At 37.9% G+C, this 24,822-nt stretch carries 27 protein-coding genes; 7 read left to right on the top strand and 20 right to left on the bottom strand.

Annotation, left to right across the window (positions count from 1 at the left end; genetic code table 11):
* Positions 1–110 precede the first annotated feature (110 nt).
* Both A5849_RS12295 and A5849_RS12290 read right to left on the bottom strand, forming a co-directional pair.
* Entirely contained in the window at positions 111–2,153 is a 2,043-nt protein-coding gene (locus tag A5849_RS12295; RefSeq protein ID WP_002310243.1) for an ABC transporter permease, read from the bottom strand.
* Positions 2,143–2,910 (bottom strand): ABC transporter ATP-binding protein, encoded by a 768-nt coding sequence (locus tag A5849_RS12290; RefSeq protein WP_002310242.1) that lies wholly within the window; start codon positions 2,908–2,910, stop codon positions 2,143–2,145. The genes A5849_RS12295 and A5849_RS12290 overlap by 11 nt, the downstream gene beginning before the upstream one ends.
* A gap of 319 nt (positions 2,911–3,229) precedes the next feature.
* On the opposite strand from A5849_RS12290, the gene nrdD reads away from it, so the two are divergent.
* Positions 3,230–5,419 carry an anaerobic ribonucleoside-triphosphate reductase gene (gene nrdD / locus A5849_RS12280; RefSeq protein ID WP_002292349.1) on the top strand — a complete coding sequence of 730 codons (2,190 nt, stop codon included), beginning with the start codon at positions 3,230–3,232 and terminating at the stop codon, positions 5,417–5,419.
* Between the two features lie 800 nt (positions 5,420–6,219).
* Entirely contained in the window at positions 6,220–6,822 is a 603-nt protein-coding gene (gene nrdG / locus A5849_RS12270) for an anaerobic ribonucleoside-triphosphate reductase activating protein (RefSeq protein ID WP_002292348.1), read from the top strand.
* A 53-nt stretch (positions 6,823–6,875) separates the two neighbouring features.
* On the opposite strand, the gene dinB is transcribed toward nrdG, so the two are convergent.
* From dinB to dnaX, 10 genes are all read right to left on the bottom strand, one after another.
* Complete coding sequence (dinB, locus tag A5849_RS12265) at positions 6,876–7,997, bottom strand: DNA polymerase IV (RefSeq protein ID WP_002316927.1); 1,122 nt, start codon at positions 7,995–7,997, stop codon at positions 6,876–6,878.
* 108 nt (positions 7,998–8,105) lie between these two features.
* On the bottom strand, positions 8,106–8,978 hold the full coding sequence (gene rsmI, locus A5849_RS12260; RefSeq protein WP_086310133.1) for a 16S rRNA (cytidine(1402)-2'-O)-methyltransferase: 873 nt from the start codon (positions 8,976–8,978) through the stop codon (positions 8,106–8,108).
* Positions 8,979–9,046: 68 nt separating this feature from the next.
* Positions 9,047–9,394 (bottom strand): DNA replication initiation control protein YabA, encoded by a 348-nt coding sequence (locus tag A5849_RS12255; RefSeq protein ID WP_002288076.1) that lies wholly within the window; start codon positions 9,392–9,394, stop codon positions 9,047–9,049.
* Positions 9,387–10,211, bottom strand: coding sequence for a stage 0 sporulation family protein (locus A5849_RS12250; RefSeq protein ID WP_002320696.1), 825 nt, complete (start codon positions 10,209–10,211; stop codon positions 9,387–9,389). The genes A5849_RS12255 and A5849_RS12250 overlap by 8 nt, the downstream gene beginning before the upstream one ends.
* Before the next feature lie 35 nt (positions 10,212–10,246).
* On the bottom strand, positions 10,247–11,185 hold the full coding sequence (gene holB, locus A5849_RS12245) for a DNA polymerase III subunit delta' (protein ID WP_002292342.1): 939 nt from the start codon (positions 11,183–11,185) through the stop codon (positions 10,247–10,249).
* A 13-nt stretch (positions 11,186–11,198) separates the two neighbouring features.
* The gene (locus A5849_RS12240) at positions 11,199–11,528 is read right to left on the bottom strand and encodes a cyclic-di-AMP receptor (RefSeq protein WP_002292340.1); all 330 of its coding nucleotides are present in this window, start codon (positions 11,526–11,528) and stop codon (positions 11,199–11,201) included.
* Between the two features lie 14 nt (positions 11,529–11,542).
* The gene (tmk, locus tag A5849_RS12235; RefSeq protein WP_002345571.1) at positions 11,543–12,187 is read right to left on the bottom strand and encodes a dTMP kinase; all 645 of its coding nucleotides are present in this window, start codon (positions 12,185–12,187) and stop codon (positions 11,543–11,545) included.
* Between the two features lie 63 nt (positions 12,188–12,250).
* Complete coding sequence (gene recR / locus A5849_RS12230; protein WP_002292338.1) at positions 12,251–12,847, bottom strand: recombination mediator RecR; 597 nt, start codon at positions 12,845–12,847, stop codon at positions 12,251–12,253.
* A 24-nt stretch (positions 12,848–12,871) separates the two neighbouring features.
* On the bottom strand, positions 12,872–13,186 hold the full coding sequence (locus A5849_RS12225) for a YbaB/EbfC family nucleoid-associated protein (protein WP_002292337.1): 315 nt from the start codon (positions 13,184–13,186) through the stop codon (positions 12,872–12,874).
* A 20-nt stretch (positions 13,187–13,206) separates the two neighbouring features.
* The gene (dnaX, locus tag A5849_RS12220) at positions 13,207–14,952 is read right to left on the bottom strand and encodes a DNA polymerase III subunit gamma/tau (RefSeq protein ID WP_086310132.1); all 1,746 of its coding nucleotides are present in this window, start codon (positions 14,950–14,952) and stop codon (positions 13,207–13,209) included.
* Between the two features lie 214 nt (positions 14,953–15,166).
* Here dnaX and A5849_RS12215 point away from each other — a divergent pair, with 214 nt between their 5' ends.
* The 3 genes from A5849_RS12215 to A5849_RS12205 are packed head-to-tail and all read left to right on the top strand — an operon-like array spanning position 15,167 to position 18,417.
* Positions 15,167–16,414 (top strand): SPFH domain-containing protein, encoded by a 1,248-nt coding sequence (locus tag A5849_RS12215; RefSeq protein WP_002292335.1) that lies wholly within the window; start codon positions 15,167–15,169, stop codon positions 16,412–16,414.
* Positions 16,415–16,438: 24 nt separating this feature from the next.
* Positions 16,439–17,623: a hypothetical protein gene (locus A5849_RS12210; RefSeq protein ID WP_002292334.1), complete on the top strand. Its 1,185-nt coding sequence runs from the start codon at positions 16,439–16,441 to the stop codon at positions 17,621–17,623.
* Positions 17,620–18,417: a TPM domain-containing protein gene (locus A5849_RS12205; RefSeq protein WP_002292333.1), complete on the top strand. Its 798-nt coding sequence runs from the start codon at positions 17,620–17,622 to the stop codon at positions 18,415–18,417. Before A5849_RS12210 ends, A5849_RS12205 begins: the two co-directional genes overlap by 4 nt.
* Positions 18,418–18,800: 383 nt before the next feature.
* On the opposite strand, the gene A5849_RS12200 is transcribed toward A5849_RS12205, so the two are convergent.
* A complete protein-coding gene (locus A5849_RS12200) occupies positions 18,801–19,457 on the bottom strand; it encodes a Crp/Fnr family transcriptional regulator (RefSeq protein WP_002289231.1) in 657 nt (218 codons plus the stop codon).
* A gap of 192 nt (positions 19,458–19,649) precedes the next feature.
* Between A5849_RS12200 and A5849_RS12195 the strand changes: the two genes are divergently transcribed.
* Together A5849_RS12195 and A5849_RS12190 are read left to right on the top strand one after the other, a co-directional pair.
* A complete protein-coding gene (locus A5849_RS12195) occupies positions 19,650–19,928 on the top strand; it encodes a hypothetical protein (protein WP_002289230.1) in 279 nt (92 codons plus the stop codon).
* An 18-nt stretch (positions 19,929–19,946) separates the two neighbouring features.
* Positions 19,947–21,155, top strand: a complete 1,209-nt coding sequence (locus A5849_RS12190) for an MFS transporter (RefSeq protein WP_002290321.1) — start codon at positions 19,947–19,949, stop codon at positions 21,153–21,155.
* Between the two features lie 146 nt (positions 21,156–21,301).
* Here A5849_RS12190 and A5849_RS12185 read toward each other — a convergent pair whose 3' ends face one another.
* The 7 genes from A5849_RS12185 to A5849_RS12160 all read right to left on the bottom strand — a co-directional run bounded on the left by A5849_RS12185 (position 21,302) and on the right by A5849_RS12160 (position 24,585).
* Positions 21,302–21,667 (bottom strand): DUF2512 family protein, encoded by a 366-nt coding sequence (locus A5849_RS12185; protein ID WP_002289228.1) that lies wholly within the window; start codon positions 21,665–21,667, stop codon positions 21,302–21,304.
* Between the two features lie 166 nt (positions 21,668–21,833).
* The gene (locus A5849_RS12180) at positions 21,834–22,079 is read right to left on the bottom strand and encodes a hypothetical protein (RefSeq protein WP_002310235.1); all 246 of its coding nucleotides are present in this window, start codon (positions 22,077–22,079) and stop codon (positions 21,834–21,836) included.
* 54 nt (positions 22,080–22,133) lie between these two features.
* Positions 22,134–22,535 (bottom strand): hypothetical protein, encoded by a 402-nt coding sequence (locus A5849_RS15250; protein WP_002320697.1) that lies wholly within the window; start codon positions 22,533–22,535, stop codon positions 22,134–22,136.
* A 21-nt stretch (positions 22,536–22,556) separates the two neighbouring features.
* Positions 22,557–22,805, bottom strand: coding sequence for a hypothetical protein (locus A5849_RS15245; protein WP_002347887.1), 249 nt, complete (start codon positions 22,803–22,805; stop codon positions 22,557–22,559).
* A gap of 63 nt (positions 22,806–22,868) precedes the next feature.
* Positions 22,869–23,270 carry a hypothetical protein gene (locus A5849_RS15240; protein ID WP_241695380.1) on the bottom strand — a complete coding sequence of 134 codons (402 nt, stop codon included), beginning with the start codon at positions 23,268–23,270 and terminating at the stop codon, positions 22,869–22,871.
* Positions 23,271–23,436: 166 nt separating this feature from the next.
* Positions 23,437–23,799 (bottom strand): thioredoxin family protein, encoded by a 363-nt coding sequence (locus tag A5849_RS12165; protein WP_002310231.1) that lies wholly within the window; start codon positions 23,797–23,799, stop codon positions 23,437–23,439.
* A 114-nt stretch (positions 23,800–23,913) separates the two neighbouring features.
* Positions 23,914–24,585, bottom strand: a complete 672-nt coding sequence (locus A5849_RS12160) for a hypothetical protein (protein ID WP_002335410.1) — start codon at positions 24,583–24,585, stop codon at positions 23,914–23,916.
* Positions 24,586–24,822 lie beyond the last annotated feature (237 nt).

Raw genomic sequence — 24,822 nt, 5'->3', positions numbered from 1 at the left:
TTTTGCTTGGCTGTTTCTTATTACTTGATGCAGGACAGCTTTTTCATAACCTCTTCTTTAAACGGTGTTTAAAATTTAGTACTTTTTATTATCTTGTCTTATTCCGCCTGTCATTCCTCGATAATCCGACAATATAACTGACTCGTAATGACATAAAGCAAAAGATAGATAAGGATCAATAAGCCACTGACAAGATAAGCCAGCCAATAATCGGCAGTTTTGATATACTGAGTGAAAACATTGATTGCAAATACTGCATGAGTGATTCCTAATATCATGGGTGGAAAAAAGGTAAGTGCGTTTTGCTCGAAAATCATCCTTCTAATTCTTCTTTGTGGTATCCCCAGTTTAGTTAATAGGTGATAATTTTCTTTTTCTTCCTCTGCTTCTGCTAATTGTCGAACGGTCAGAATACTGCCAGTAGCAATAATGACGATCATTCCGACAAACAGTGTGACAAAAATATTGATACCAATCCGCCGGTTGACTGCACGCAATTTTGAATAGCTGGAAGAGAAGTTCAACCGAGAACCTTCTTGACTAAACTGCGCTTCCTTCATTTTGTCATCTGGCAGTTTCTTTGTACTAATGTCTCCTTGCAGACGCCCATTTACGATATCATAAGAATAATAAATAGCATTGAGCCACTTTATCGACATTTCACTGCTCAATCGTTCATCTATCTTTTCATTATTTCCACCTGATACATCCACATTGACTACTTGATAATCTACACCTTTTGCTTTTTCAAAAACGTTATCATCCACGACTAGTACAGGACTTAGATATACTATCGTTTCGTCACCTAATACACTTGGAAGCATTTGCTGAATCTTCAACTCTTGATTATCTGGCAATCCAATACTAGAACCATATAATGAAATATTCCGAAAAAGAGTTTGCATTTGATCAAGCAAAACAGTATGGTTAGGAGATTTCAAAGAAACGTTCGGCAAATCCGGATTAACTTTTCTGAAGGCTTGATATTCTGTTTCTGAGATCAGATTAGCAGTTTGAAACATAGGTTCTTCGAGATCTGGTCTGTAGATACTACCTATGACTTTATAATGCAAGGTGATTTCTTTAGTTATCTTCTGTCCTTCCTCTGCCAGAATAGGCTTGATTTTTTTTTCTGTCTCGACATCAAACTGATAATCCATCGGGGAGGATACTTTCTCCTGATACGATAAAATAGTAGAAATACTAGCCGTACCGCCAATCGTCATTAAAGAAATTCCAAGAATGACTGTAATTAGAGAATTCGTACGCCAGCTTTTGAGCAGGTGCACTTGTGTATTACCTATTATTAAAAAATTGATCCCATAGTAATAGAGCTTCCATTTACTCAATATGATCAAAAAGAGCCGAAATGTATAGCAGAAAAACAAATAAGTACCAATCACACAAATGAAAAAGATCAGAAAAGGCAAAAAGAGAATGAATGTCTCAAGGTCATGATGACTGACCATCCATGAAGTGATTTCTCTAAAATGACTAGCCCCAAAATATCCGCTTGTTAAAAGCAATAACCCAATGACAGCGAGTAATCGATGCCTTGTTCTGAAACGCATCGTTGAACTATCTGCTTGTTCTTTTTCTCCAAAACTTCGAATCATCGGGTAGCGCCAGATTTTCCATATCGAATACACAGATACTGCTAAAAGGATGATGAAAAAAGCAAATAAAGTATCTGCGACTGATGGAATGGAGATAAAAAACGGACTATTAAGATCCATATCCATCATTCGAACCAAAATCATGGAAAAGAGTTTGGAGAAAATAATACCGAGCAATATCCCAAAAATACAGGCAAATAACCCGATTATCATGATTTCCAACACATATATGCCTGAAATTTGTAGTTTGTTCATACCAAAAAGTTGATAGATACCTATTTCTTTTTGTCTTCTATTCAAAAAAAATCGGTTGGCACTGAATACGAAAAAAAGTAAAACGACAGTAATGATCAGTCCGCCAAAACTCAATCCGCCATCTATCGAAGTATCTGGACTTGCTCTTCTAACTAAAGATTGATCATAGGTCATTGCGCTGAATGAATAATAAATCATCACGGATAAAGTCAAACTGAAAAAATAAACAAGATACCCTCGGGACTGCCGAAAAAAACTTTTGACGGCTAGTTTATACAGCATTCATTTTTCCTCCTCCACCAATCGTCGCCTGCATGTCGATTACTTTTTCAAAGAATTCCCTTCTTGTCCCTCTTCTCACAACTTCTGAAAAAATCACGCCGTCTTTAATAAATAAAATTCTGTCACAGTAGCTCGCTGTATATGGGTCATGGGTGACTAACAAAATTGTCGCTTTTTCTTTTTGATTCATAGTCTGTAAATAATTCAACAATTCTGTGGCCGACTTCGAATCTAGAGATCCAGTTGGTTCATCTGCAAAGATTACTTGTGGCTGAACAACAAGGGCTCTAGCGGCTGCAATTCGTTGTCGCTGACCGACAGAAAGCTCATCTGGATATCGTTTTAGCAGTTCTTCTATATTCAACAATTGAGCTACGTGTCTTACTCTCTTTTCCATCTCTTCCTTAGTCATCCGTTCAACTGCTAGGGGTAATAGGATATTGTCTTTGGCATTTAAAGTATCAATCAAATTGAATTCTTGAAAAATGAATCCTAGTTTTTTTCGACGAAAGTCACTCAGCTCACTATTTTTCATTTTTGTTATTTCTTTTCCTTGGATCAAGACACTACCCATCGTAGGCAAATTGATCGTGGATAAAATATTCATCAACGTCGTTTTACCTGCACCACTTGGACCCATGATTCCAACAAATTCGCCTTCTTCGACTGTGAATGAGATATTATCTAAAGCTTTGACGGGAGAAAGTTTGCTACCGTAGCTTTTACTGAGATGTTTCACTTCGATCATCTTTTCCAATTCTTCTTCTCCTCTTTCATTTCTGTTTATTTGCATAGTAGCATATCTACGAACAATTTGCTCTTATGTTTTTGTCACTTTTTCTTAGCCCAAATAAAAAAATTTTATTCAATTATTTTATTCAGCTAAATTAAATATGCAAAAAATAAATCCATCAACTACAAGTTTTCACTTTTTTTCACAATAAAATATACACTACATATAGTATAGAAATCCAATTATACAGCAGATTGAATACTATATATAGCTGATAATTAGTTGCTCCTTCCTAAATTTTGTTTTATGATAGACAAGAACAATTTAGCAGGAGTTGAAGATAATGAAAGTAAATTATGAAGAGAAAACAGTCGTTACTCAGCAACCAGAGGCACACCAGATGAAAGTTATCAAACGAGATGGTCGCCATGTTGATTTCGATGAACAAAAGATCAACGAAGCACTAATCAAAGCTGAAAAGAAAATTCACGGCTCATTATCCCCACTTACTTACGAAAAAATCCAAATGATTGCAGACTTGGTTGTCCAAGAAATCAAAAGCCGGTTTGCTGAAAATGTCAAAATCTATGAGATTCAAAACATCGTGGAACATATCTTATTAGAAAAAAACGAATATGAATTAGCAGAAGAGTATATCAATTACCGTACAAAACGGGATTTTGCTCGTAGTAAAGCGACAGATATCAACTTTTCGATTGAAAAACTAATCAACAAAGACCAGACTGTCGTGAATGAAAATGCAAATAAAGACAGTAATGTTTTCAATACACAGCGTGATCTAACAGCCGGCATCGTCGGAAAATCAATCGGACTGAAAATGTTGCCGCCACATATAGCAAATGCGCATCAAAAAGGTGATATCCATTACCATGATTTGGATTATCATCCTTACACACCGATGACAAATTGCTGCTTGATTGATTTCAAAGGTATGCTGAACAACGGTTTCAAAATTGGAAATGCGGAAGTGGAATCACCTAAATCTATCCAGACAGCGACAGCACAAATCTCACAGATTATTGCTAATGTTGCGTCAAGTCAATATGGTGGCTGTTCTGCCGACCGAACAGATGAATTGCTGGCTCCTTTTGCAGAATTGAACTATAAAAAACATCTAAAAGACGCGGAAGAATGGATCGATTCGCCAGAACGCCAAAAAGAATATGCAAAAGCAAAAACCAAAAAAGATATCTTCGATGCTATGCAAAGTTTGGAATATGAAATCAATACCTTATTTACTTCAAATGGGCAAACCCCTTTCACTTCATTAGGGTTTGGTTTGGGGGAAAACTGGTTTGAAAGAGAAATCCAAAAAGCGATTTTACAGATCCGAATCAATGGATTAGGGAGTGAAAAGCGCACAGCTATCTTCCCTAAACTGATCTTCACTTTGAAAAAAGGTGTAAACTTAAACCCTGAAGATCCTAATTACGACATCAAACAACTAGCATTGGAATGTGCAACGAAACGAATGTATCCTGATATTCTGAATTACGACAAAATCGTCGAATTAACTGGAAGTTTCAAAGTACCTATGGGCTGTCGTTCATTCTTGCAAGGATGGAAAGACGAAAATGGTCAAGAAGTAAATGTCGGACGAATGAATTTAGGTGTGGTTACATTGAATTTACCAAGAATCGCGATCGAATCAAAAGGAGATCAGAACAAATTCTGGCAGCTATTGTCTGACCGTTTGGAAATCATGAAAGATGCGCTTCTCTATCGTGTAGAACGTTGTAAAGAAGCCATTCCAGCAAATGCGCCAATCTTATATATGTATGGTGCTTTCGGAAAACGTCTTTCACGTACCGATTCTGTCAATGAATTATTCAAAAACCGTCGAGCTACTGTATCATTAGGCTACATTGGATTATATGAAGTTGCTTCAGCTTTCTTCGGTGGCGAATGGGAAACAAACCCAGAGGCAAAAGCTTTCACACTTGACATCGTCAAAGAATTAAAAGCCAATGCGGATGCATGGGGTGATGAATACGGTTATCATTTCAGCGTCTATTCAACACCAAGTGAAAGTCTGACTGATCGTTTCTGTCGTTTAGATACAGAAAAATTTGGTATCATCGAAAACATCACAGATAAAGAATATTATACAAACAGTTTCCACTATGATGTGCGTAAAAACCCAACGCCATTTGAAAAATTGGAATTTGAGAAGGATTATCCAAAATATTGTTCAGGTGGATTCATCCACTACTGTGAATACCCTATGCTCCAACAAAACCCGAAAGCCTTAGAAGCTGTATGGGATTTTGCATATGATAAAATCGGGTATCTTGGTACGAATACGCCAATTGACCATTGCTACCAATGTGGTTTTGAAGGTGATTTCAAACCAACAGAACGAGGATTCGAATGTCCAGAATGTGGAAATCATGACCCAAAAACATGTGATGTAGTCAAACGTACTTGTGGCTATTTAGGAAATCCACAAGCTCGTCCGATGGTACATGGTCGCCACAAAGAAATTTCCTCACGTGTGAAACACATGAAATGAGGTTGTGAAAAAGCTGTCCTGCATCAAGTAATAAGAACAGCTAAACAAAAATAGCTCCTCATATTTTTCGTTTAGTTGGGCTTATTACCACAGATGCAAGCTTTTGAACACCGTTTATCAGAGGTTGTGAAAAAGCCGCTTAGTTTCGAGTATTAAGAAAAATTTTGTGAAAATGGCTTTCCACATTTTTGCATAAATTGAACTTAATACCGAGAAACTGGCTTTTGAACACCGTTTATCAGAGGTTGTGAAAAAGCCGCTTAGTTTCGAGTATTAAGAAAAATTTTGTGAAAATGGCTTTCCACATTTTTGCATAAATTGAACTTAATACCGAGAAACTGGCTTTTGAACACCGTTTATTGAGAGGTTGTGAAAAAGCCGCTTAGTTTTGAGTATTAAGAAAAATTTTGTGAAAATGGCTTTCCACATTTTTGCATAAATTGAACTTAATACCGAGAAACTGGCTTTTGAACACCGTTTATTGAGAGGTTGTGAAAAAGCCGCTTAGTTTTGAGTATTAAGAAAAATTTTGTGAAAATGGCTTTCCACATTTTTGCATAAATTGAACTTAATACCGAGAAACTGGCTTTTGAACACCGTTTATTCAGAATAAGAGGCTGTGACAAGTCTTTTTTCACCACCCTCTTTCGATGGCTTTGTATCTTTGAACGCCCTCTATCAAAATAAGAACAAGCTTTCTTGAACAATGGATTTAGGTCAGTTTGTTCTTATTTATATGGTCGAGTGGATTTTATCTTCAATAGCTATATCTTTGAACCTTAAATGAAAGAAGTTTTTTTATGAGAAATCCAAAACCAAAAGAATGGTTAGCAAAAGACTACAGTCAAAACTATATTGCTGACTACAAACCGTTTAATTTTGTCGATGGTGAAGGTGTCCGTAACAGTCTTTACGTTAGTGGCTGCTTATTCGCCTGCGAAGGTTGCTTCAACAAAGCGGCACAAAATTTTCGATATGGCAAACCATTCACACCTGAATTAGAAGAACAAATCATCGCTGACTTGCGCAACGATTACGTACAAGGACTGACTTTATTGGGCGGCGAGCCTTTTTTGAATACAGATGTTTGCTTGCAAGTCGTACGACGTATCCGAAAAGAGTTCGGTACGACAAAAGATATCTGGTCATGGACAGGCTATACCTTTGATGAATTGCTACAAGATTCAGAAGATAAATTAGAACTCCTTTCGCAAATCGATATCCTTGTTGACGGACGCTTTGAATTGAGCAAACGTGACCTAAAACTACAATTTCGAGGAAGCAGCAACCAGCGAATCATTGATGTCCAAAAATCTTTAGAATCCAACCAAGTTATGATTTGGGAAAAATGTACGGATGCAACAGAAACCTATGAACAAATCAAAAAACAAGACTTGATATAAAAACAGCTTTGAGAGAGAAAACGGATTTCCATTTTCAACTCTCAAAGCTGTTTTTATATTTCTTGATTTCCCCATAACGGAAGAACGATATTTTCATAGGTCATCGGGTCAAGATTCGTCAAGGTGATTCCTAACAATCGGATCCCTTTTTCTACTCCCAAGATTTCCTCCCATATAAGACTTGCTTGATAAAAGAGCGCTTCTTTTTTATAGATGTATTCTGGCAATGTCACTCTTTTGGTCACAGTAGAATAATCGGTGTACCTGACCTTCAAAACCACTGTTTTCCCATGTTTTTGGACTCTTCTCAGTGCTTCTTCTACTTTTTCGGCTAGTTGGCGCAATTGGGCCAGCACGGCTTCCTCCGTTTGCAATGGCTGTCCATACGTATGCTCTTTTCCCACAGATTTTCGCTCTCTTGTAACATTTACTGGAGAATCATGGATTCCTCTCACTTTACGATAAAGAGAATAGCCCATTTTTCCAAAATTTCGAATCAACGTCATTTCTGTGCATTCATATAGGTCTTTTCCTGTATAAATTCCTAACTCATGCATTCTAGGTACAGTTTTCTTCCCTACTCCATGAAATTTTTCAATTGGCAAAGTTTTTAAAAATGGCACAGCATCTTGAGGTGCAACTACTGTGATTCCTCTAGGTTTTTGATAGTCTGATGCTAATTTGGCCAAAAACTTATTGTAACTTACTCCCGCAGAACATGTTAGCTGGACTCTTTCCCAAATATCTGCCTGGATCATTCGAGCAATTTTGATGGCTGACTTGCAATTGATTTTGTTTTCTGTCACATCAAGATACGCTTCATCGATACTAACTGGTTCCACAATGTCTGTATAATGATAGAATACTTCCCGTACTTGTTTGGAAATCTCGCTGTATTTATGATGGTCGCCAGGCTTAAAGATGGCTTGCGGGCAAAGCTCATACGCTTTTTGTGCACTCATTGCTGAATGAATTCCGAATTTTCTTGCTTCATAATTTGCCGTAGTCACTACTCCACGCCCACCAGTGTCACTGGGATGTCTAGCAATTACTAATGGGTGCCCACGAAACTCAGGATGATCTCGTTCTTCAACAGAAGCGAAAAAAGCATCCATATCGATATGAATGATTTTTCTTGATGTATCATTATGTAAAGGAAATTGCAGCTCCATCATCCTCACCTCTTAGCCATTATACAGGAACGTTCGTTCGCGTTCAAGAGATTTGAGAAGTTAGTAGCTGTTTTCCACATTGTCGCTTCATTGTATACTACTTATACTATTTCAGTCTAATTCGTGATATTGACGGTAAACTTCTTGTTTTTTCAGTCCATTTTTAAGCGCTACTGCTTTGATAGCAGCATTTGGCTTTTCGCCTGATGCAATCTTTGCTTCTACTTGTTCTTTTAAGGTTCCCTGCTCTTCATCCACTTCTGTCCCTGCCGTTTCAAACAAATTTCCTTCTACAAGCAGACAACATTCTCCCCTTACTGGATGTTCTTCGATATATGCAAGTAGTTCTTCTGTACTTCCTCTAAGGTATTCTTCATGGATCTTTGTCAATTCTCGACACAAAACGACTTGGCGATTACCAAAAATGTCTAAGAAATTCGTCAACGTAGCTGTGATTCGATAAGGTGACTCATAGAAAATCAGCGTAGCTGTTTGTTCTTTTAGTTTTTCCAATGTTTCTTTCTGTTCTTTTTTCTTGCGTGGAAGGAAGCCATAAAATAAAAATGGTTGAGGCACTAACCCTGAAGCAATCAAAGCTGTCATCCCAGCTGTAGGTCCTGGGATAGAGATCACAGAAATCCCTTCTTTTATACAAGCTAAAACTAGCTCATGTCCAGGATCGCTGATGGAAGGCATTCCTGCATCACTGACTTGAGCAATCGTTTTTCCTTCTTTTAACAAAGCAATCAATTGAGGGACACGTTCTTTATAATTATGTTCATGTAAACTTTTTTGGGGTGTATGAATCTCGAAGTGATTCAATAATTTTTGTGTATTACGCGTATCTTCGCTTGCGATAAGGTCTGCTTCTTGTAGCATACGAACACTTCTGTAGCTCATATCTTCTAGATTTCCGATTGGCGTCGGTACAAGATATAAATTCCCGTATACTGGATTTCCTTTGAAACTTTTTTGATTATACATCTGTCACAATCTCCTTAATAAAAAAACTGGAGCAGTCTTTCTCCGCTCCAGTCTCCTCTTGTTATTGATCATCGACCGCTTTCGCGATAGATCACTTCTAGACAAAACGCACAAGGCTCGTCATTGTCCCGTCTTGATCCATATAAATCGTAGCAGACATGGAAGCCTTCTTCATAAATTTTTTCAAGATTCATACGAGACTTGGAAAGTTCTTGCTTCACATTTTCAGCTGGAGCTTGTGCAACTTGATTCAATTCCCGAAGATGTTCTCGCAAGCGTTGATTTTCCATCTCCAAAGTCGTATTTTTTTCTACGATCTCATGCAAAGCATGCTTCATTTCAACAAGTTCTGTTAATGTATTTCTCAACTCTGATTCTAACTGATTCAATCCGTCGTATAATGATCTCTTATCCATTTATCTCACCTACTTGGATAAATTCTTTCAATTCATCCCATTCATATTCGACAGGATTTTCCCGTCCAGTCAGCCGAATACTAACGATACGGCTAAGCAGATTCAACCCTACGACTTTCCCTTTACCATCAGGTGTAACAATTACTTTTCCAAAGTCAGGGAGTTCTTTTTTTGCTGTCTCGTATTCTTCGCTCTCATATTGTAGACAGCACATCAAGCGTCCGCATAAACCGGAAATTTTTGTTGGGTTCAAAGATAAACTTTGGTCTTTTGCCATTTTGATCGATACGGGCACGAAATCGCCTAAAAAAGAAGAACAGCATAACGGACGCCCACATGGACCAATTCCGCCTATTATCTTCGCTTCATCGCGTACACCAATTTGTCGAAGCTCAATACGAGTACGAAATACAGCGGCTAGATCCTTTACCAATTCTCTAAAGTCGATTCGCCCGTCCGCCGTAAAAGAAAAAATCAGTTTGTTTCGATCAAATGTATATTCAGCTTTGACTATTTTCATTTCCAGCTCACGCAACTGCACTTTTTCTTTTGCGATTTGCAATGCATCACACGCATCTTCTTTATTTTTTTTGTCTTTTTCTAGTTCAGCTTTTGACGCTTTATGCAAGATTGGACGAATAGCTTCAGGAAGGTCATTTGGATCAATCTCTTTTTTAGGAAGGACAACAGTAGCAATATGTAAGGATTGCTGAGATTCGACTAATACCTTGTCATTATAACTATATTCAGAGTCTCCTGGTGCAAAATAATAGATATGACCTGCATCTCTATATCGGACACCTACTACTTCTACCATTTCCATCCTCCTTGATTATCGTCCTCTGCGGCAAGCTAAAAAATCGTCTGCAAAACGAACTGTTCCGCAACAGCTTGAAAACCGACATTGCTACGTAGTTTCTGCTCTGCGATCAATATTCGTTCAATTATCTGGTTTATCTGTTTTACTTTGCCATATTCGCCTTTCGCTACTGCTTGACGTTGTGCTTCCTGATAATAAAACATCAGGACAGATAATCCTGTAAACTGCTGTGTTTTTTCTTTAAATGATTTCACTAATTTTTTTTGGACATAGATAAAGGCTTGAGTGTCTTGCTTTTGCAAGTAAACGAACCATTGATAAATCAAGTCCTTAGCATCATTAAACCATTCATCTTGAGAGATTTCAACTGCTTTTCCTAAACTGTTTGTTAAGAAAGCCAAAAGTTTTGATTTTTCTAATGGAATCTGCTCTTCTTGCAATCGATGGATCAATGCTTCTTTCGAAAGTTCTTGAAAATGCAGCACTTGACAACGGGATTGAATAGTAGGGAGAATCCTTCCTACTGCATCTGTCTCTAATACCGCTAAAAAGTCTCCCGGTGGTTCTTCCAAAAATTTCAACAGACTGTTTGCCGCACTGCTATTCATTTTTTCAGCTTCTTTAATCAAAAAAACCTTTTTTCTTGATTCATATCCGCTGCGACTGAATTCCGTCTGCAAACGTCTGATCTGATCAACTTTGATTGTTTGTCCGTCCGGTTCGATAACCAGAACATCCGGATGTTCTTTCTTTTCGATTCGCTGACAATTGTTGCATTTTCCGCAAGGCTGATTGTCTTCCATTTGGGTACAGAACAGATGCTGTGCGAGCCACACACCTACTTCATGTTTTCCTGTTCCTTTTTCTCCTTCAAAAAGATAAGCATGAGCGAGACGCCCATGCTCAAAACTCCGTTGAAGCTGCTGATACACGATCGGTTGCATTTGAGCCAAGTTTATTTCTTGATTCATAGCTCAGCTCCTCCTAAAATTGATGGAATCCTTCAACAGGTAAGACGAAGACTGTTGCGCCGCCTACTTCTACTTCTACTGGATAAGGGACGCCCCCATCCATCGAAATATCCAATGTAACAGGTGTAGATACAAATTGTTTTCTTGATTCACATGTTTTTTTGATGATTTCCAATGCTTCTTCTACTCGATCATCTTCAATACCCACGATAAACGTGCTGTTTCCAGCCTTAAGGAAGCCGCCTGTCGATGATAATTTTGTGGCACGGATATTTGCATCAATCAATTCATTTGATAAACGGTTGCTGTCTTTGTCTTGGATAATCGCTAAAATAATTTTCATAAACGTTCACCTTCCTAGTTTCCAAAAAATTGCGGATATTGTTCAATAATTGTATGATAACTTGTTTGCAGCACTTCTTCAAAGCTTTTTCTTGCATCAACTTTGTGGATTCTTTCCGGATTCTCTTCTGCCAGCTTTAAGTAAGCATGTCGTACACGCTGGTGGAATTCCAAACCTTCCGAATCTAAACGGTCGATTTGGTTTTGTCTGTTTTTCTTGATTCTTCTTAATCCGGTGTCTGAATCTACGTCAAGATAAAGGGTAAAATCTGGCGTAGTACCTTCTGTAGCAAACTCATTCAACCGAGCAATCTCGGTAACGCCGATGCGTCGGCCTGCACCTTGATAAGCAAGAGAACTGTCGACAAATCTATCGCATAAAACGATTTTCCCTTTTGCCAGAGCAGGTAAGACCTTTTCGACTAGATGCTGTCTTCTTGCCGCCGCATAAAGTAGTGCTTCCGTGCGTTCATCCATCCGATCATTTTTTGGATCCAGGATTACCGCTCGAATCTCTTCAGCAATCGGGATGCCTCCCGGTTCTCTTGTTTGAATGATTTCTGTTTTTGCTACTTCTTTCAAAAGAGGGAAAAGTTCATTCAAGATGCTGGTTTTTCCTGCACCATCAGGCCCCTCAATTGTAATAAATAGTCCGTTCACATTGTTGCCCCCATCTCTTATGCTGCTTCTATATTGTATCTGAAAAAACTTTTAATTAGAAATTTATAACTCGCGTCTTCCTTCGACAGCTTTCAATAACGTGACTTCATCTGCGTACTCGATATCAGAGCCTACAGACAACCCATGTGCTAAACGTGTTACTTTGATACCGGCTGGTTTAATTAGACGTGAGAGATACATTGCTGTTGCTTCTCCTTCTGTTGTCGCATTTGTTGCGATGATCACTTCTTTTACATCTGCATCATGCAGCCGCTGCAGCAGCGAAGAAATATTGATATCTTCTGGACCTGTCCCTTCCATCGGTGATAACACACCATGGAGTACATGATAAAGTCCGTGATATTCTCGCATTTTTTCCATCGCCATTACATCTTTCGGCTCTTCGACCACTAGGATAATGCTGCGATCACGTGAAGGATTTCTACATATTTCGCAAGGATCTTCTTCTGTGATATTTCCGCAGATACTGCAAAAGTGTAAATCTCGTTTTACACTTAACAAAGATTTAGCAAATTCATTCACTACTTCATCTTTCATATCGATTGTATAAAACGCGAGTCTTGTCGCTGTTTTCTGACCGATTCCTGGAAGTTTCATATAGCTGTCGATCAGTTTCGCAATTGGTTCTGGATATTGCATATTCATTACTCCTTCAGTTTAAAACTAAAATCCTGGTAAACCTTTTGCGTATTTCCCTAATTTTTTCTCAGTTTCCACATCAATTTGTGCGATTGCGTCATTGACTGCCATTACGACAAGATCTTGAAGCATCTCAATATCATCAGGATCAACGACTTCTTCATTGATTTGGATGTCCTTCATACGGCGATCACCTGTAAATACGGCTTTGACCAATTCATTAGTGGCTTTACCTGTAAATTCTGTTTTATTTAGCAGCTCTTGTGCTTCCGCCATTTCTTTTTGCATTTTTTGTACTTGTTTCATCATGCCTTGCATATTGCCCATTCCACGCATCATAATTATCTACTCCTTTTTTCTTAATCATCTACTACTGTAACAGCCTCGGAACCAAAAAATTCCTCTGCTTTTACTACAAGTGTTTCTTCTGGTACTTCCTGTTCTTGAGGGAGTAATTCGATTTCTCCTTCTGACTCTTCAGAAGCAAAAGAATTTTCTGCTCCCTCTTCTTGTGCTTGCGTCAAATAATTTTTTCGAAGTTCCGGCCAACTTTCTCTTGTGATATAAACCGGATCAGGCGCATAGTCTTTGATCATTCGGCTTAAATTATTGTGTACCGAAAGCTGCAGTTCTTCGTCGTTTGCTGCTCTTTGACAAACAATCTCATAATCAAATGCAATCACTAATCCTGTAGGGCCAGCTGCAACTGGTTCACTTGCTTTAAGCATTGCCCGCTGAGTGACAGAGAGGCTCATCAGCAAATCTTCCCATACTTCTTTTACTTGGTTCAGATGCTGTCTTGTCGCTTCCCGCAGAACTTTATATACCCGTTCCGTCGGTACCCGATACGTACTTGTTTGTTTTTTGTGATTCGTCTGCTGTACTGGCTGTACTTTTGTATTCGCAGTTCCTGTGTTACTGCGAAGTTCTTTGATTTCGTTTCTCAGTTCCTTGATCTCTTGTTGCAGCTGTTTTACTATCTGATCATCTGCTAATGCCATTTTTGCTGAAGGAACAGAAGCAGAGGGTAGCTGTGCGAGTTTGACTGTAGCGACTTCCAAATAAATAGCGGCACTATTAGTAAATCGGATTTCATTTTGTGTATCGCTCAAAATCTTTATCATTGAAAATAGCTGATCCGCTGAAACAGTTTGTGCCAATTCCGTAAATGTACTTCTGATCGTACTTGATTGTTCTTCAACTAGATTGGGCGCTTGCTGATACATCAGCAGATCACGGCAGTATTGTAACATATCCTCTAGAAAGCGACGTGATTCTTTGCCGGCTGCGAGAATTTGATTCAACGCTTCCAATGCTTCTGGTACTTCTTTTTTCACGCAAGCACTCAAGTAGCTGTCCATCATTTCGTCTGTCAAGCTGCCTGTTACTTGCATGGCATCATCTAAAGTAATCGTTCCTTCACTAAATGAGATTGCCTGATCAAGAATACTCAATGCATCCCGCATCCCGCCTTCTGCGGAACGGGCAATCACATTCAATGCAGCTGGTTCATAGTTGATAGTCGATTCTTTTAAGATAAATTCAAGATGTTCGACAATATCTGCCGTATTGATCCGTTTAAAATCAAATCGTTGGGTTCGTGAAATGATCGTAGCTGGTATTTTGTGAGGTTCGGTCGTTGCTAAGATGAATATGACACTTTCTTTTGGCTCTTCCAATGTTTTCAACAAGGCATTGAAAGCTCCTGTTGAAAGCATATGTACCTCATCAATAATGTACACTTTGTACGCTGCCTTTGTAGGCGCATAGTTTGCCCGATCACGGATAAATCGGATTTCTTCGACTCCGTTATTGCTGGCAGCATCGATTTCGATCACATCTTCTTGCGTACCAGCAGTGATTGATCGACACATTTCGCATTCGTTGCATGGTTCACCGTCTTTACTGTTCGGACAGTTGATTGCTTTTGCGAAAATCTTTGCTGCACTTGTCTTTCCGGTTCCTCTGGGTCCTGTAAACAAATAGGCATGTGAGGTCTTGTGGGAAACAATAGCATTTTTTAGTGTCTGTGTCACAGCTTTTTGTCCAACGATGTCTTCGAAACGCTGCGAACGCCAGACTCGATAAAGTGCTTGATATGCCATAAGGATCCCCCTTTTTTAAAAAATTCACTATCTCTTATTATACGTGATATTGGGTAAAAAAACTACTATCCTTCTCGGCTTTTTCAGGTATTTAATCAATACGCAAGTTTCCATTTCAATTCCGTCTCTAGTCCGAGAAGTTTCACTTCTTCCTATGGTATAATAAATAAACAATAATTGTTTGGCATTAGCTGAATCAGAGGAGGAATTTTTTATGGGTCTTATCAAAGCAGCAACAAGTATGGTCGGCGGCGGTCTGGCAGATCAATGGCTAGAAGTCATCGAACCAGACAATATGAGTGATACAACGGTTATGACGAAAGGTGTCAAAGTTCGTAAAGATGACAAACGTGGCTCCAATCGTAAAGGAACAGAAGATGTTTTGACAGACGGAACAGTCGTCCATGTCTATCCAAACATGATGATGCTTTTGGTCGATGGTGGAAAAATCATCGATTATACCGCTGAGGAAGGTTATTACACCATTAAAAATGACGCAGCTCCTTCCATGTTCAACGGAACACTGAAAGAAGCAATTGCTGAAACATTTGACCGATTTAAATTTGGTGGCGTTACACCGCAGAAACAACAAGTTTTTTATATCAATCTCCAAGAAATAAAGGGAATCAAATTCGGTACGAGTGCGCCATTGAACTACTTTGATAATTTCTATAACGCAGAATTATTCTTACGGGCACATGGCACTTATTCTATTCATGTCGTTGACCCGATTTTATTTTATACAAACGCAATTCCTAAAAACAAAACACAAGTAGAAATCAATGATATCAATGAGCAATACTTAGCTGAATTCCTAACAGCATTGCAATCAGCAATCAATCAGATGTCTGCGGATGGACAACGGATTTCTTATGTCCCATCTAAGAGTTTGGAGTTAAGCAAATACATGGATACTGCATTGGATGATTCTTGGCGCGAGTTGCGAGGGATGGAGATCGTCTCTGTCGCTGTGGCCAGCATTTCTTACACAGATGATTCTGTGAAACTAATCAATATGCGTAACGAAGGGGCGATGCTAGGTGATCCTAGCGTACGTGAAGGATACGTGCAAGGTTCCATTGCCCGTGGAATGGAAGCAGCTGGAAAAAATGAAGCAGGAGCAATGACTGGCTTTATGGGCGTAGGTATGGGAATGAATGCAAATGGCTCTTACCTTTCCCAAGCGGCTCAAAACAACCAAGAACAAATCAAGCAACAAGCTGAAAAACAAAATCAACAAGCCGCACAAGGGAATGTAGATACTTGGACGTGTCCAGTCTGTGGGACAGAAAATTCCGGAAAATTCTGTTCCAACTGTGGCGCTGCCAAACCAGTAGAAAACGCTCAGCCTAAGCTACAGATGCGTTGCAGCGAATGCAACGAGATTGTGGATCTTTCCAACGGCATCCCTAAATTCTGTCCAAACTGCGGCAAACCGTTTAAAGGAATCCCCGTTGATTAATTTATTGAGAAAGGTGTGCAGCTGATGGATGTTCTTACACATAAATGTCCTAATTGCGGCGGTCCGTTGACTTTTGATCCTAAAGACCAAAAATTTCATTGCGAATACTGCCTGAATATTTATACCGAAGAAGAAGTCAGCCAATATGAGCAGAAGCAAAAAGAAGCGCGTATGGCTGGCGAAGAGAGCAAAGAAGAACCTTCGTCTACAGAAGATTTTACTTTTACAGCCCAAGAACAGCTTACCAACATGAGTGAAGCCGAGCGCAAAGCGTTTGACGAGGCAGGCGGTTTTTCAGATACAGCGGACGAAGCTGCAGGTAATACTGTATCGATGGATCTTTTCCTTTGTCCCAACTGTGGTGCAGAGATTGTGACCGATGCGACCACTGCTGCGACTTATTGTTACTACTGCCATAATCCCGTTGTACTATCGGGACGTTTAAGCGGAGAATTCTTGCCAAATAAAGTACTTCCTTTTGCTGTCGAGAAAGAAGAAGCAATCAATAGATTTCTCGCTTGGACCAAGAAAAAATGGTTTGTTCCAAAAGCTTTTTTCAATAAGGATCAAATCGATAAGTTGACGGGTGTATATTTCCCTTATTGGGCTACAGATGCTGAAGTAGATGGCACAATGCAGGCAAACGGCACCGTTATCCGCATTTGGCGAATAGGTGACATCGAATACACAGAAACGAAGCAATTTGCTGTTTCAAGAGCAGGCAAGCTTTCTTTTAAAGAACTAGTAAAAAATGCCTTATCAAAAAATACGCAACAAAAGATGGTCGAAGGCGTGCAACCTTTCCCGTTAGATAAAGCAATTGATTTTAAAAGCCAGTATTTAGCCGGGTTCCAAGCAGAAAAAAGAGATATCGAATACGAGGCAATCAAATCGCAAATTCAGTCTGAATTAAAAGACTATTCAGAGAAGCTGTTAAAAGATACTGCCAATGGGTATACAACATTGACAGGTGTCCGAACCTCTGCTTCAATCACAAATGAAGTAAATAATTACGTATTGTTGCCGGTATGGCTCGTTACTTATCGAAGCAATGACTCAAGTAAAAAAGTCTACTACTATGCAATGAATGGACAAACAGGAAAAGTCAGCGGTGTCCTGCCGATTAGCCAGAAAAAATTAGGACTGACTGCTCTTGGGATTTTCGCTGGACTAGCGATCCTCTTTCTGATCGGAGGTTACTTGATATGATGAAAAAATTCTTTTTGTTCTTTCTTTTGCTAGTAAGTGTTAGTTGGCCGGTGGCTACTCATGCGGATACAGCAACGGTAAATGACGAGGCTGGGTTGTTCACTACAGATCAAATCCACTCTTTGGAACAACAGGCAGAAAAACTGAATGAAAAAATCAAGGGACGTGTCTTAATCGTCACAACTACTTCTAATTCAGAAGAACCAAGAGACTTTGCCGATAATTACTTAAGAAAGGCAGTCGGAAATGATCAAAATGGCTCAGTTTTGCTATTGGATATGGGGCAGCGTGAAATCTACATTTCGACTTCTGGTAATATGATCGATTATTTGACTGACAGTAGAATCGATTCGATCTTAGATGATGTTTATGATCAGATGACGAATGCTGCCTACTACGATGCTGCAAAAGCGTACTTGTCTAAATCAGCCACATATGTGGAAGACGGAGTTCCAGGAGGTCATTATCGTGTAGATGAAGAAACTGGCAAAATCACACGCTATAAAGTTTTGACGACAGTGGAAATCATCATTGCTGTTGTTTTGGCTCTTATCCTTAGTCTTGTCTTTTATTTTGTGACTGTTTCGCGTTATCAATTGAAATCAGGCATCTACAAATATCCGTTCCGAGAAAAATCCAGTATCAAATTAACTGAAAAAACCGATCGTCTGACAAATTCTTTTGTCACGACAAGAAGAATCCCCAAAAGCCCACCTCCTGGAAGCGGCGGTGGCGGAAGTACTACCCACTCTAGCGGTGGCGGGACTTTTGGCGGTGGCGGAAGAAGTTTCTAAAAATAGCTAAATGAAAGTTCGCAAAAAGAGGCTGTGACAAAAATCGTGTCACAGCCCTTTTGTTGCGAATAAACGGTGTTCAAAAGCTTACATCTGCGGTAATAAGTCCAGCCAAGTTAAAAACATTAGGAGCTGTTTTTACTTGGCTGTTCTTATTACTTGATGCAGAACAGCTTTTTTACAACCTCTTGGTAAACGGTGTTCAATCAGCTGACCCTCGGTATTAGCTCAAAACGCTGATTTCACAACCTCTTATTCACGGTGTTCCAGAAGTAGCTTCTTCGAAAATAAGCCGAAATTTGTCAAAAAATTTGAGTAACAATTTTCGGAAATTCCTTCTTGTTTCTTGAAGCTGCCCACTTCTGTCACAACCTCTTTGTTCATCAAAAGATAATATTGTCTTCTAACAAGTCCATATTCAAAATAACGATATGATGATCTTTCACTGTGATAATACCATCTTTTTTCAACTGCTTTAAAATTCTGTTCACACTGCTAGCAGTTGAAATACCACAAAATTTGGCGATTTCTTCATTTGTGATCGAAAAATCGATCAGCATCCCCTCTTCTGTTCGCACACCGAATAAATCATATAATTCGTAAAGTTGCGTACAAACAGCTCCCAGTTTTCCATTTAACAGCATTTGTTGCATTTTTTTCATCGAATAAAGCAAGCGATAGCGGTAATACTCTTTTACATAGTGTTGTAGCTTTGGATCTTGGTTGATATTTTGCCAAAATCTCACACGATTGATTCGATAAAACTCTGCATATTCTGATTCAACTCGAATATTATACGGCGAATCGATGAATTGTGAATATTCGTCTTTTAAAAGAGAGACGATTTCAAGATCTTTGATATAGCGAAGGTTAAATTCTCTCCCATCATTTGAAATAACACTTGCTTTTACCGTTCCCTCTTTCAAGATATACGTATGGGAATCTTCCATCCCTTCGAATGTCAAATATTTATGATATCCTTTGCGTATAATCGGAAAATCATTTTTATCCAAATATTCCTTTAAGACTCTACTATCCAATGATGCTCCCCCATCCAAACTTTCATCTAAAAAGATCATACAGTACTTTAAAACTTTTTAAAGTCCAAAGGTATTTTACTAATGATATTAACATTTGTTAAGTACCTTTTTCCATCACTTATGCGATTTTTTTCCTTTTTTTTATTCGTTATACTGCAGAAGTAAAATTTTTTAAGAATAGAGGGAAAAAACATGAATTACTGGATGAACACAATCATTAATCGATTAGAAACAGCATATCAAACAAGATTTGACATGAAAGCTTCTTTAGTCTTTTTAAATGATGCGTATCAAAACTCGATCGAATTGATCAAAGCAGTGGATGAGAATCCAACAAACGAATGCGAAGAATTTTTAAACCTGTTTATGTCTACACGGGATTTATTTATTCGCCAACTTGTTGATCGCTATCCATCCAATTATCACGATGTAGAAGTTCAAATACAAAAATTAAAAGCATATTCAGCTTAAGGGGAATGTATAACATACATGGAAAAGAAATTATTTAATAAATATTTTATCGGAATCACATTGATCAATTTTATTGTCTACCTGATTTATTATCTGTTGATGGTCATCATGGCAGTCATTGCGCAAGACACATTACACGCCAGCTTGAGCCAAGCAGGTTTTGCTTCTGGAATATATATCATCGGAACATTGCTGGCACGCTTATTCATGGGGAAACAGTTAGAACTATTTGGTCGGAAGTTTACCTTAAGAGGCGGCGCGATTTTCTATCTTCTGACAACATTAGCTTATCTTTATACACCAACTATCGGGGCATTGTATTTAGTTCGATTCTTGAATGGATTTGGTTACGGTACAGTTTCTACAGCTACAAATGCTATTGTTACTGCATATATCCCTGCATCTAAAAAAGGGGAAGGCATCAATTATTACGGATTAAGTACTAGTTTAGCTGCCGCTGTTGGACCATTTTTAGGAATGATTTTGCTGAATATGACTGACTTTCGTTTCATTATTTGGTTTTCAATTGTACTGGTCTTCTTTGTTACAATTGCCTGCCTTGTCTTTCCTGTAAAAAATATTCCATTATCTGAAGAACAAAAAACATCTCTTCGTTCATGGAATATCAATAGTTTTATTGAAAAGAAAGCACTTTTCATTACAGGAATCGCCTTTTTGATGGGTCTTTCTTATTCAAGTGTTTTATCATTTTTATCTTCTTATACAAAAGTAATCCACTTAGTTGCTGCTGGGTCATTTTTCTTCGTCGTATATGCTTTGGTCATCACATTTACACGTCCATTGACTGGAAGGATTTTCGATGTCAAAGGAGAACAATACGTGATGTATCCTAGCTATTTATTCTTAACAGCAGGATTATTTTTACTGAGTGTAACGACGAATAGTGTGACATTGCTTATTTCTGGAGCATTAGTCGGTTTAGGTTATGGTACGTTCATGTCAAATGGACAAGCTGTCTGTTTGAAGATCGTAAAAGAACACCGCATCAGTATTGCTTTGTCTACCTACTTTATTGGTTTAGACCTAGGCTTAGGCGTTGGTCCTTATTTGATGGGGATGCTAAAATCTCTTACTTCATTTAGAGGATTGTATGTGATTGCCGGAGTCATTCCATTGGTATGTACAGCACTCTATCTTGTTAATGGCCGAAAACATAGTCATGAAGCAGAGGGCGAATTGATTGAATCATTGAAAAATGAAATTTGATCTTGATGAATAGATAAAAAAACCGTTCAGATCTGAAAATGATCTGAGCGGTTTTTTGAGTAAAAATAGTTTATGATTATTCTTAATTAAACATCTATTTATTTTTAAAGCTTTCATTTATCGATAAGAATAGTTTAACTGTTGATTTATTCCATTTTCCGTTCATCTGGTACGATTCCTTGACTTAACAACCACTTGTGGAAGAACCATTCTGCCACACCAATCAATAGAGCAGGAATCAAGACTTTCATCCAAATATCGACTGTATCATTCATAAAGTATAGATAGAGCCACAAGATAACTGCAGCTGAACCAGCATCTGCGATCGTTGCTGCGATGTTTCCTACTTTACGTAAGATCAACAGATCCCCTAGCACATAGATCATCACTACGATAATTACCCCAACAATCGTTGAATCCATAAAGCTAACACCGTATAAACCGGTCAGCACGACCCAAAGAATTGCCCAGATCATGATTGCCTTCACTACCAACGCCTTCACATGTTTCATTTTCTGCACTCCTTTCTTCTGGATAAAAAAGTAAGGTTATCTAACAAGATAACCTTTTCGTTATTATACCATATTATACCATCGGCTAAGAGAAGCGAGCAAAGATAAGGTCCTATCTAAGAAAATGAAAAAATGGGAAAACACCTTAGAATATTCACGCAATAATTCATCCATACAGACATTCGATATGGTGTTCCTTTACTTTCTCATACTGTTCTTTTGCCAGTTCGTTACTTGTCACCAGATAATCGATTTCATGAAAAGCAATGGCTTGATGCATGAATTTATGTGCGATTTTTTGCTGTGTAACTAAAACGGCAAGCCGGTCTGCTTGTTTTCTATTTTTAGGTAAATGGTTTTTTACTTCGAAATAACCCCTCTTCATTTTGTTAATATAAGGTGTTTTTATCACTTGTCTTATAGCAAACTCTTAAATTTGCTCTCATTTATAATTATTCTAATTTCTTTACTTTTTTATTAACTCTATTCCCATCGCATTTGAAGTCGTTCCAGAATCTAGCTTACTGCGTATAACGAATATACGCTCATCATCTCTCTTATCCAATGTGTAGGCCCATTGATTATCTTCACAATATATCGTCAACCCATCATTTACTTTTATGCCTGTGAAAGCACCATTAAACTGGTGTTTATCATACGAAATGTCTATTGAATGTTTATCAATGTTGATTGTCCACATTGATTCATCTCCCGTATATACCCATTCTCCACAAAAAAAAGTTAGCTGCTCCCATTCTTCCTTTGATAATTCTAGTTCTTTTTTCTTCGGTTGACTAGCGGGAGAAGAACAAGCCGTACATAATAATATTGTTACTAGAATAAGAGAAGAAATTTTTTTATACTTCACTCCTAACACCCCTAATGCTATTTATAGATAATGCCAAGAAAATAATCCTGAATCTTGTTTGAATACCACCCCATGAGTACTAATCAAATGACTGGAAGGGTCCAGTAGATCATATCCATAGCTTGAATTACTCCATGGATTCCATACGGAAATCGTTTTATAAAAATCAAAGTTAGCGTACCCTCTAACAACAAGCGCATGCCTATCCTTCCCTCTAGTTTGTTTTAGCGCAGATACCCAATATGGCCGATTCGCATTAATTTCAAGCATCGTTCCTTCTGCTGTAGCTGTCCCCCATCTATTTGAAATACTATGAAATCCATAAGAATTAGCCTAGCTAATACATTGGATATTTGAGGCAGATTCATCTGCTAAATTGGATGAACTTGGATACAAAGTTGTCATCATCTGTCGTGCAGTAGGAAAACTTTTCCTAGTTTGATAACGGATAATAGCTGTAGTAGCGTATGCTGCACACCATGAAGTTTTCCCTTGATTTTCAAGAAAATCCAAGTTTAGATACTTTTGTCCATATGCTTTGGATAACCTATCAATAGTTTGACTATCCGTAGATAAGCTAAAAATAAATTTGTTCTCGCACTCATTTGTCAATGTACGAAAATTGAAATTACTTAATTTTAATTCGCTAGGACTGACAAAGTATCCATAGGCAAACGAAACCGCTAACAAAAGCACTTGCTTAGAATAATTCTCTAAGTAACGTAAATCCACCATTTTAATTATTTTCCCTAATTTTTTCCAAGATCAACTCAATATCTTTTCTTAATTGTGCTATTTGTCGTCGCGTATCATCATTATTTTTTTGAAGTATTTTCAGAGCGTAAAGACAAAATACTAAAAATAAGCCTAGAAGTATCATGCTATATATAGGGATAAACAACTATGCATCCTCCTCAAAAATAGTTTTATTATTTTCTAAAAATTCAGAAATAGCTTTTTCAGTGTAAACACCATCTAATCTATCAACTAAAACACCTTTAGAAATCATTAATAATGAGGGTACTACAGTTAAATCAAGCTTTTTAGCTACTTCCTCTAAGCTCTTTTCATCTTCGTTTCGAGCTATATCAGTTCTATAGTAGCTGGCTTTTACTCCTACACTTTTTAATATGTTTCGAAGGGTAGGTTCAATTTCTTGGCATTGAATGCAAGTCGGTCTACCTACATATAATAAGAAAGTATCAGAACCTTCAAGCTTTGATTTTAACACTTCTGTCTTTATCTCAGGTAGAATATTATTCATACCAAATCTGCCCGTTTGAAAAAAAATCAACGAGAATGCTACTACAAAGAGACATAGAAACGATATAATTATTCTGCTAGTTTTAATCGACTTTTTCACATCTCATCAATCCAATCAAAGTTTAAAACAAGCCACTACAGAACTCATCGTCCCAGTGCCTAAAGCTACGAAACCTCCAATACAAGCAGCACAAATAACTGGTATAGCTGGGCACGAACCAACACAAGCTCCTGCAATGATAGTCGCAACGTATTTACTAATACCAAGAACAACAACAATACAAGCAATTTTAGCAGCAACACCTCTACTCTGAGGTAACAAAGCTCCTTGTTTTTGTACATTTTGCATGTCCTTCTTAATTTGCTCGTTAGATAAAAACTCTTCATTAAGTAAATCAGATTTCATCAATTTACCGTTTACATAAGATTCAATTTGAATTTTATTGTTCAACCCTCGACTAATAATAGTTTCTTGATATCCTTCATTTTCTCCATTCTGACTATAAGTAACCGTCAAATTACTAAATAAATTATAGTCATCGCCTACTATGGGCACTGTGATCGTATAAAAATCCTTTGAATTTTCTGTAACTTGTAGAACTTTTGTATTTGCTAAATCCAATGAGCTTTCTGGTACATGAATAATTATATTTCTATTGCGTAGTTCATTTTGAAATCTTACCTTTATGTCATTGGTTTCTGTTTTACTTACTAACTTTGTAGTTTCCGTAATATCAAACAACTTCGTGAATATATCTAATTTTTCATCCGTAAAATCTGAAATCATTTTTTCATTTGTTGTCTTAGAATTAACTACTTTGCTTGCAGAAACATTTAGAACTGGGATAAATAATCGATCGACAATCTATCCACCACCCAAATAACAACCTATCCCCGATTTTCAATATTAAATACACACCTCCCGTGTTTTTATTTTATCTACTATGTTATTATGATTAAAAATACGTATTATTTTCATTTTGTGATTAATTTGCGCATAACAATTATAAAAGAACGGAGCGGT

It is taken from the genome of Enterococcus sp. 10F3_DIV0382 (assembly GCF_002140245.1).
GTDB lineage: Bacteria > Bacillota > Bacilli > Lactobacillales > Enterococcaceae > Enterococcus_B > Enterococcus_B lactis.
This window is presented reverse-complemented; position numbering and strand designations above follow the sequence as displayed.

Excerpts from the sequence above, each read along its gene's own strand:
- A5849_RS12190 (WP_002290321.1), top strand. The coding sequence starts at position 19,947 with ATGGAAAAGAAATTATTTAATAAATATTTTATCGGAATCACATTGATC.
- dinB (WP_002316927.1), bottom strand. The coding sequence starts at position 7,997 with ATGATGGAGCTGCAATTTCCTTTACATAATGATACATCAAGAAAAATC.
- nrdG (WP_002292348.1), top strand. The coding sequence starts at position 6,220 with ATGAGAAATCCAAAACCAAAAGAATGGTTAGCAAAAGACTACAGTCAA.
- A5849_RS12255 (WP_002288076.1), bottom strand. The coding sequence starts at position 9,394 with ATGGATAAGAGATCATTATACGACGGATTGAATCAGTTAGAATCAGAG.
- A5849_RS15245 (WP_002347887.1), bottom strand. The coding sequence starts at position 22,805 with ATGCTTGAAATTAATGCGAATCGGCCATATTGGGTATCTGCGCTAAAA.
- A5849_RS12185 (WP_002289228.1), bottom strand. The coding sequence starts at position 21,667 with ATGAAACATGTGAAGGCGTTGGTAGTGAAGGCAATCATGATCTGGGCA.
- holB (WP_002292342.1), bottom strand. The coding sequence starts at position 11,185 with ATGAATCAAGAAATAAACTTGGCTCAAATGCAACCGATCGTGTATCAG.
- A5849_RS12165 (WP_002310231.1), bottom strand. The coding sequence starts at position 23,799 with ATGAATAATATTCTACCTGAGATAAAGACAGAAGTGTTAAAATCAAAG.
- A5849_RS12195 (WP_002289230.1), top strand. The coding sequence starts at position 19,650 with ATGAATTACTGGATGAACACAATCATTAATCGATTAGAAACAGCATAT.
- A5849_RS12295 (WP_002310243.1), bottom strand. The coding sequence starts at position 2,153 with ATGCTGTATAAACTAGCCGTCAAAAGTTTTTTTCGGCAGTCCCGAGGG.
- A5849_RS12250 (WP_002320696.1), bottom strand. The coding sequence starts at position 10,211 with ATGGTAGAAGTAGTAGGTGTCCGATATAGAGATGCAGGTCATATCTAT.
- recR (WP_002292338.1), bottom strand. The coding sequence starts at position 12,847 with ATGCAATATCCAGAACCAATTGCGAAACTGATCGACAGCTATATGAAA.
- A5849_RS12205 (WP_002292333.1), top strand. The coding sequence starts at position 17,620 with ATGATGAAAAAATTCTTTTTGTTCTTTCTTTTGCTAGTAAGTGTTAGT.
- A5849_RS12240 (WP_002292340.1), bottom strand. The coding sequence starts at position 11,528 with ATGAAAATTATTTTAGCGATTATCCAAGACAAAGACAGCAACCGTTTA.
- nrdD (WP_002292349.1), top strand. The coding sequence starts at position 3,230 with ATGAAAGTAAATTATGAAGAGAAAACAGTCGTTACTCAGCAACCAGAG.
- rsmI (WP_086310133.1), bottom strand. The coding sequence starts at position 8,978 with ATGTATAATCAAAAAAGTTTCAAAGGAAATCCAGTATACGGGAATTTA.
- dnaX (WP_086310132.1), bottom strand. The coding sequence starts at position 14,952 with ATGGCATATCAAGCACTTTATCGAGTCTGGCGTTCGCAGCGTTTCGAA.
- A5849_RS12215 (WP_002292335.1), top strand. The coding sequence starts at position 15,167 with ATGGGTCTTATCAAAGCAGCAACAAGTATGGTCGGCGGCGGTCTGGCA.
- A5849_RS12225 (WP_002292337.1), bottom strand. The coding sequence starts at position 13,186 with ATGATGCGTGGAATGGGCAATATGCAAGGCATGATGAAACAAGTACAA.
- A5849_RS12210 (WP_002292334.1), top strand. The coding sequence starts at position 16,439 with ATGGATGTTCTTACACATAAATGTCCTAATTGCGGCGGTCCGTTGACT.
- A5849_RS12160 (WP_002335410.1), bottom strand. The coding sequence starts at position 24,585 with ATGATTTCAGATTTTACGGATGAAAAATTAGATATATTCACGAAGTTG.
- A5849_RS15240 (WP_241695380.1), bottom strand. The coding sequence starts at position 23,270 with ATGGTGGATTTACGTTACTTAGAGAATTATTCTAAGCAAGTGCTTTTG.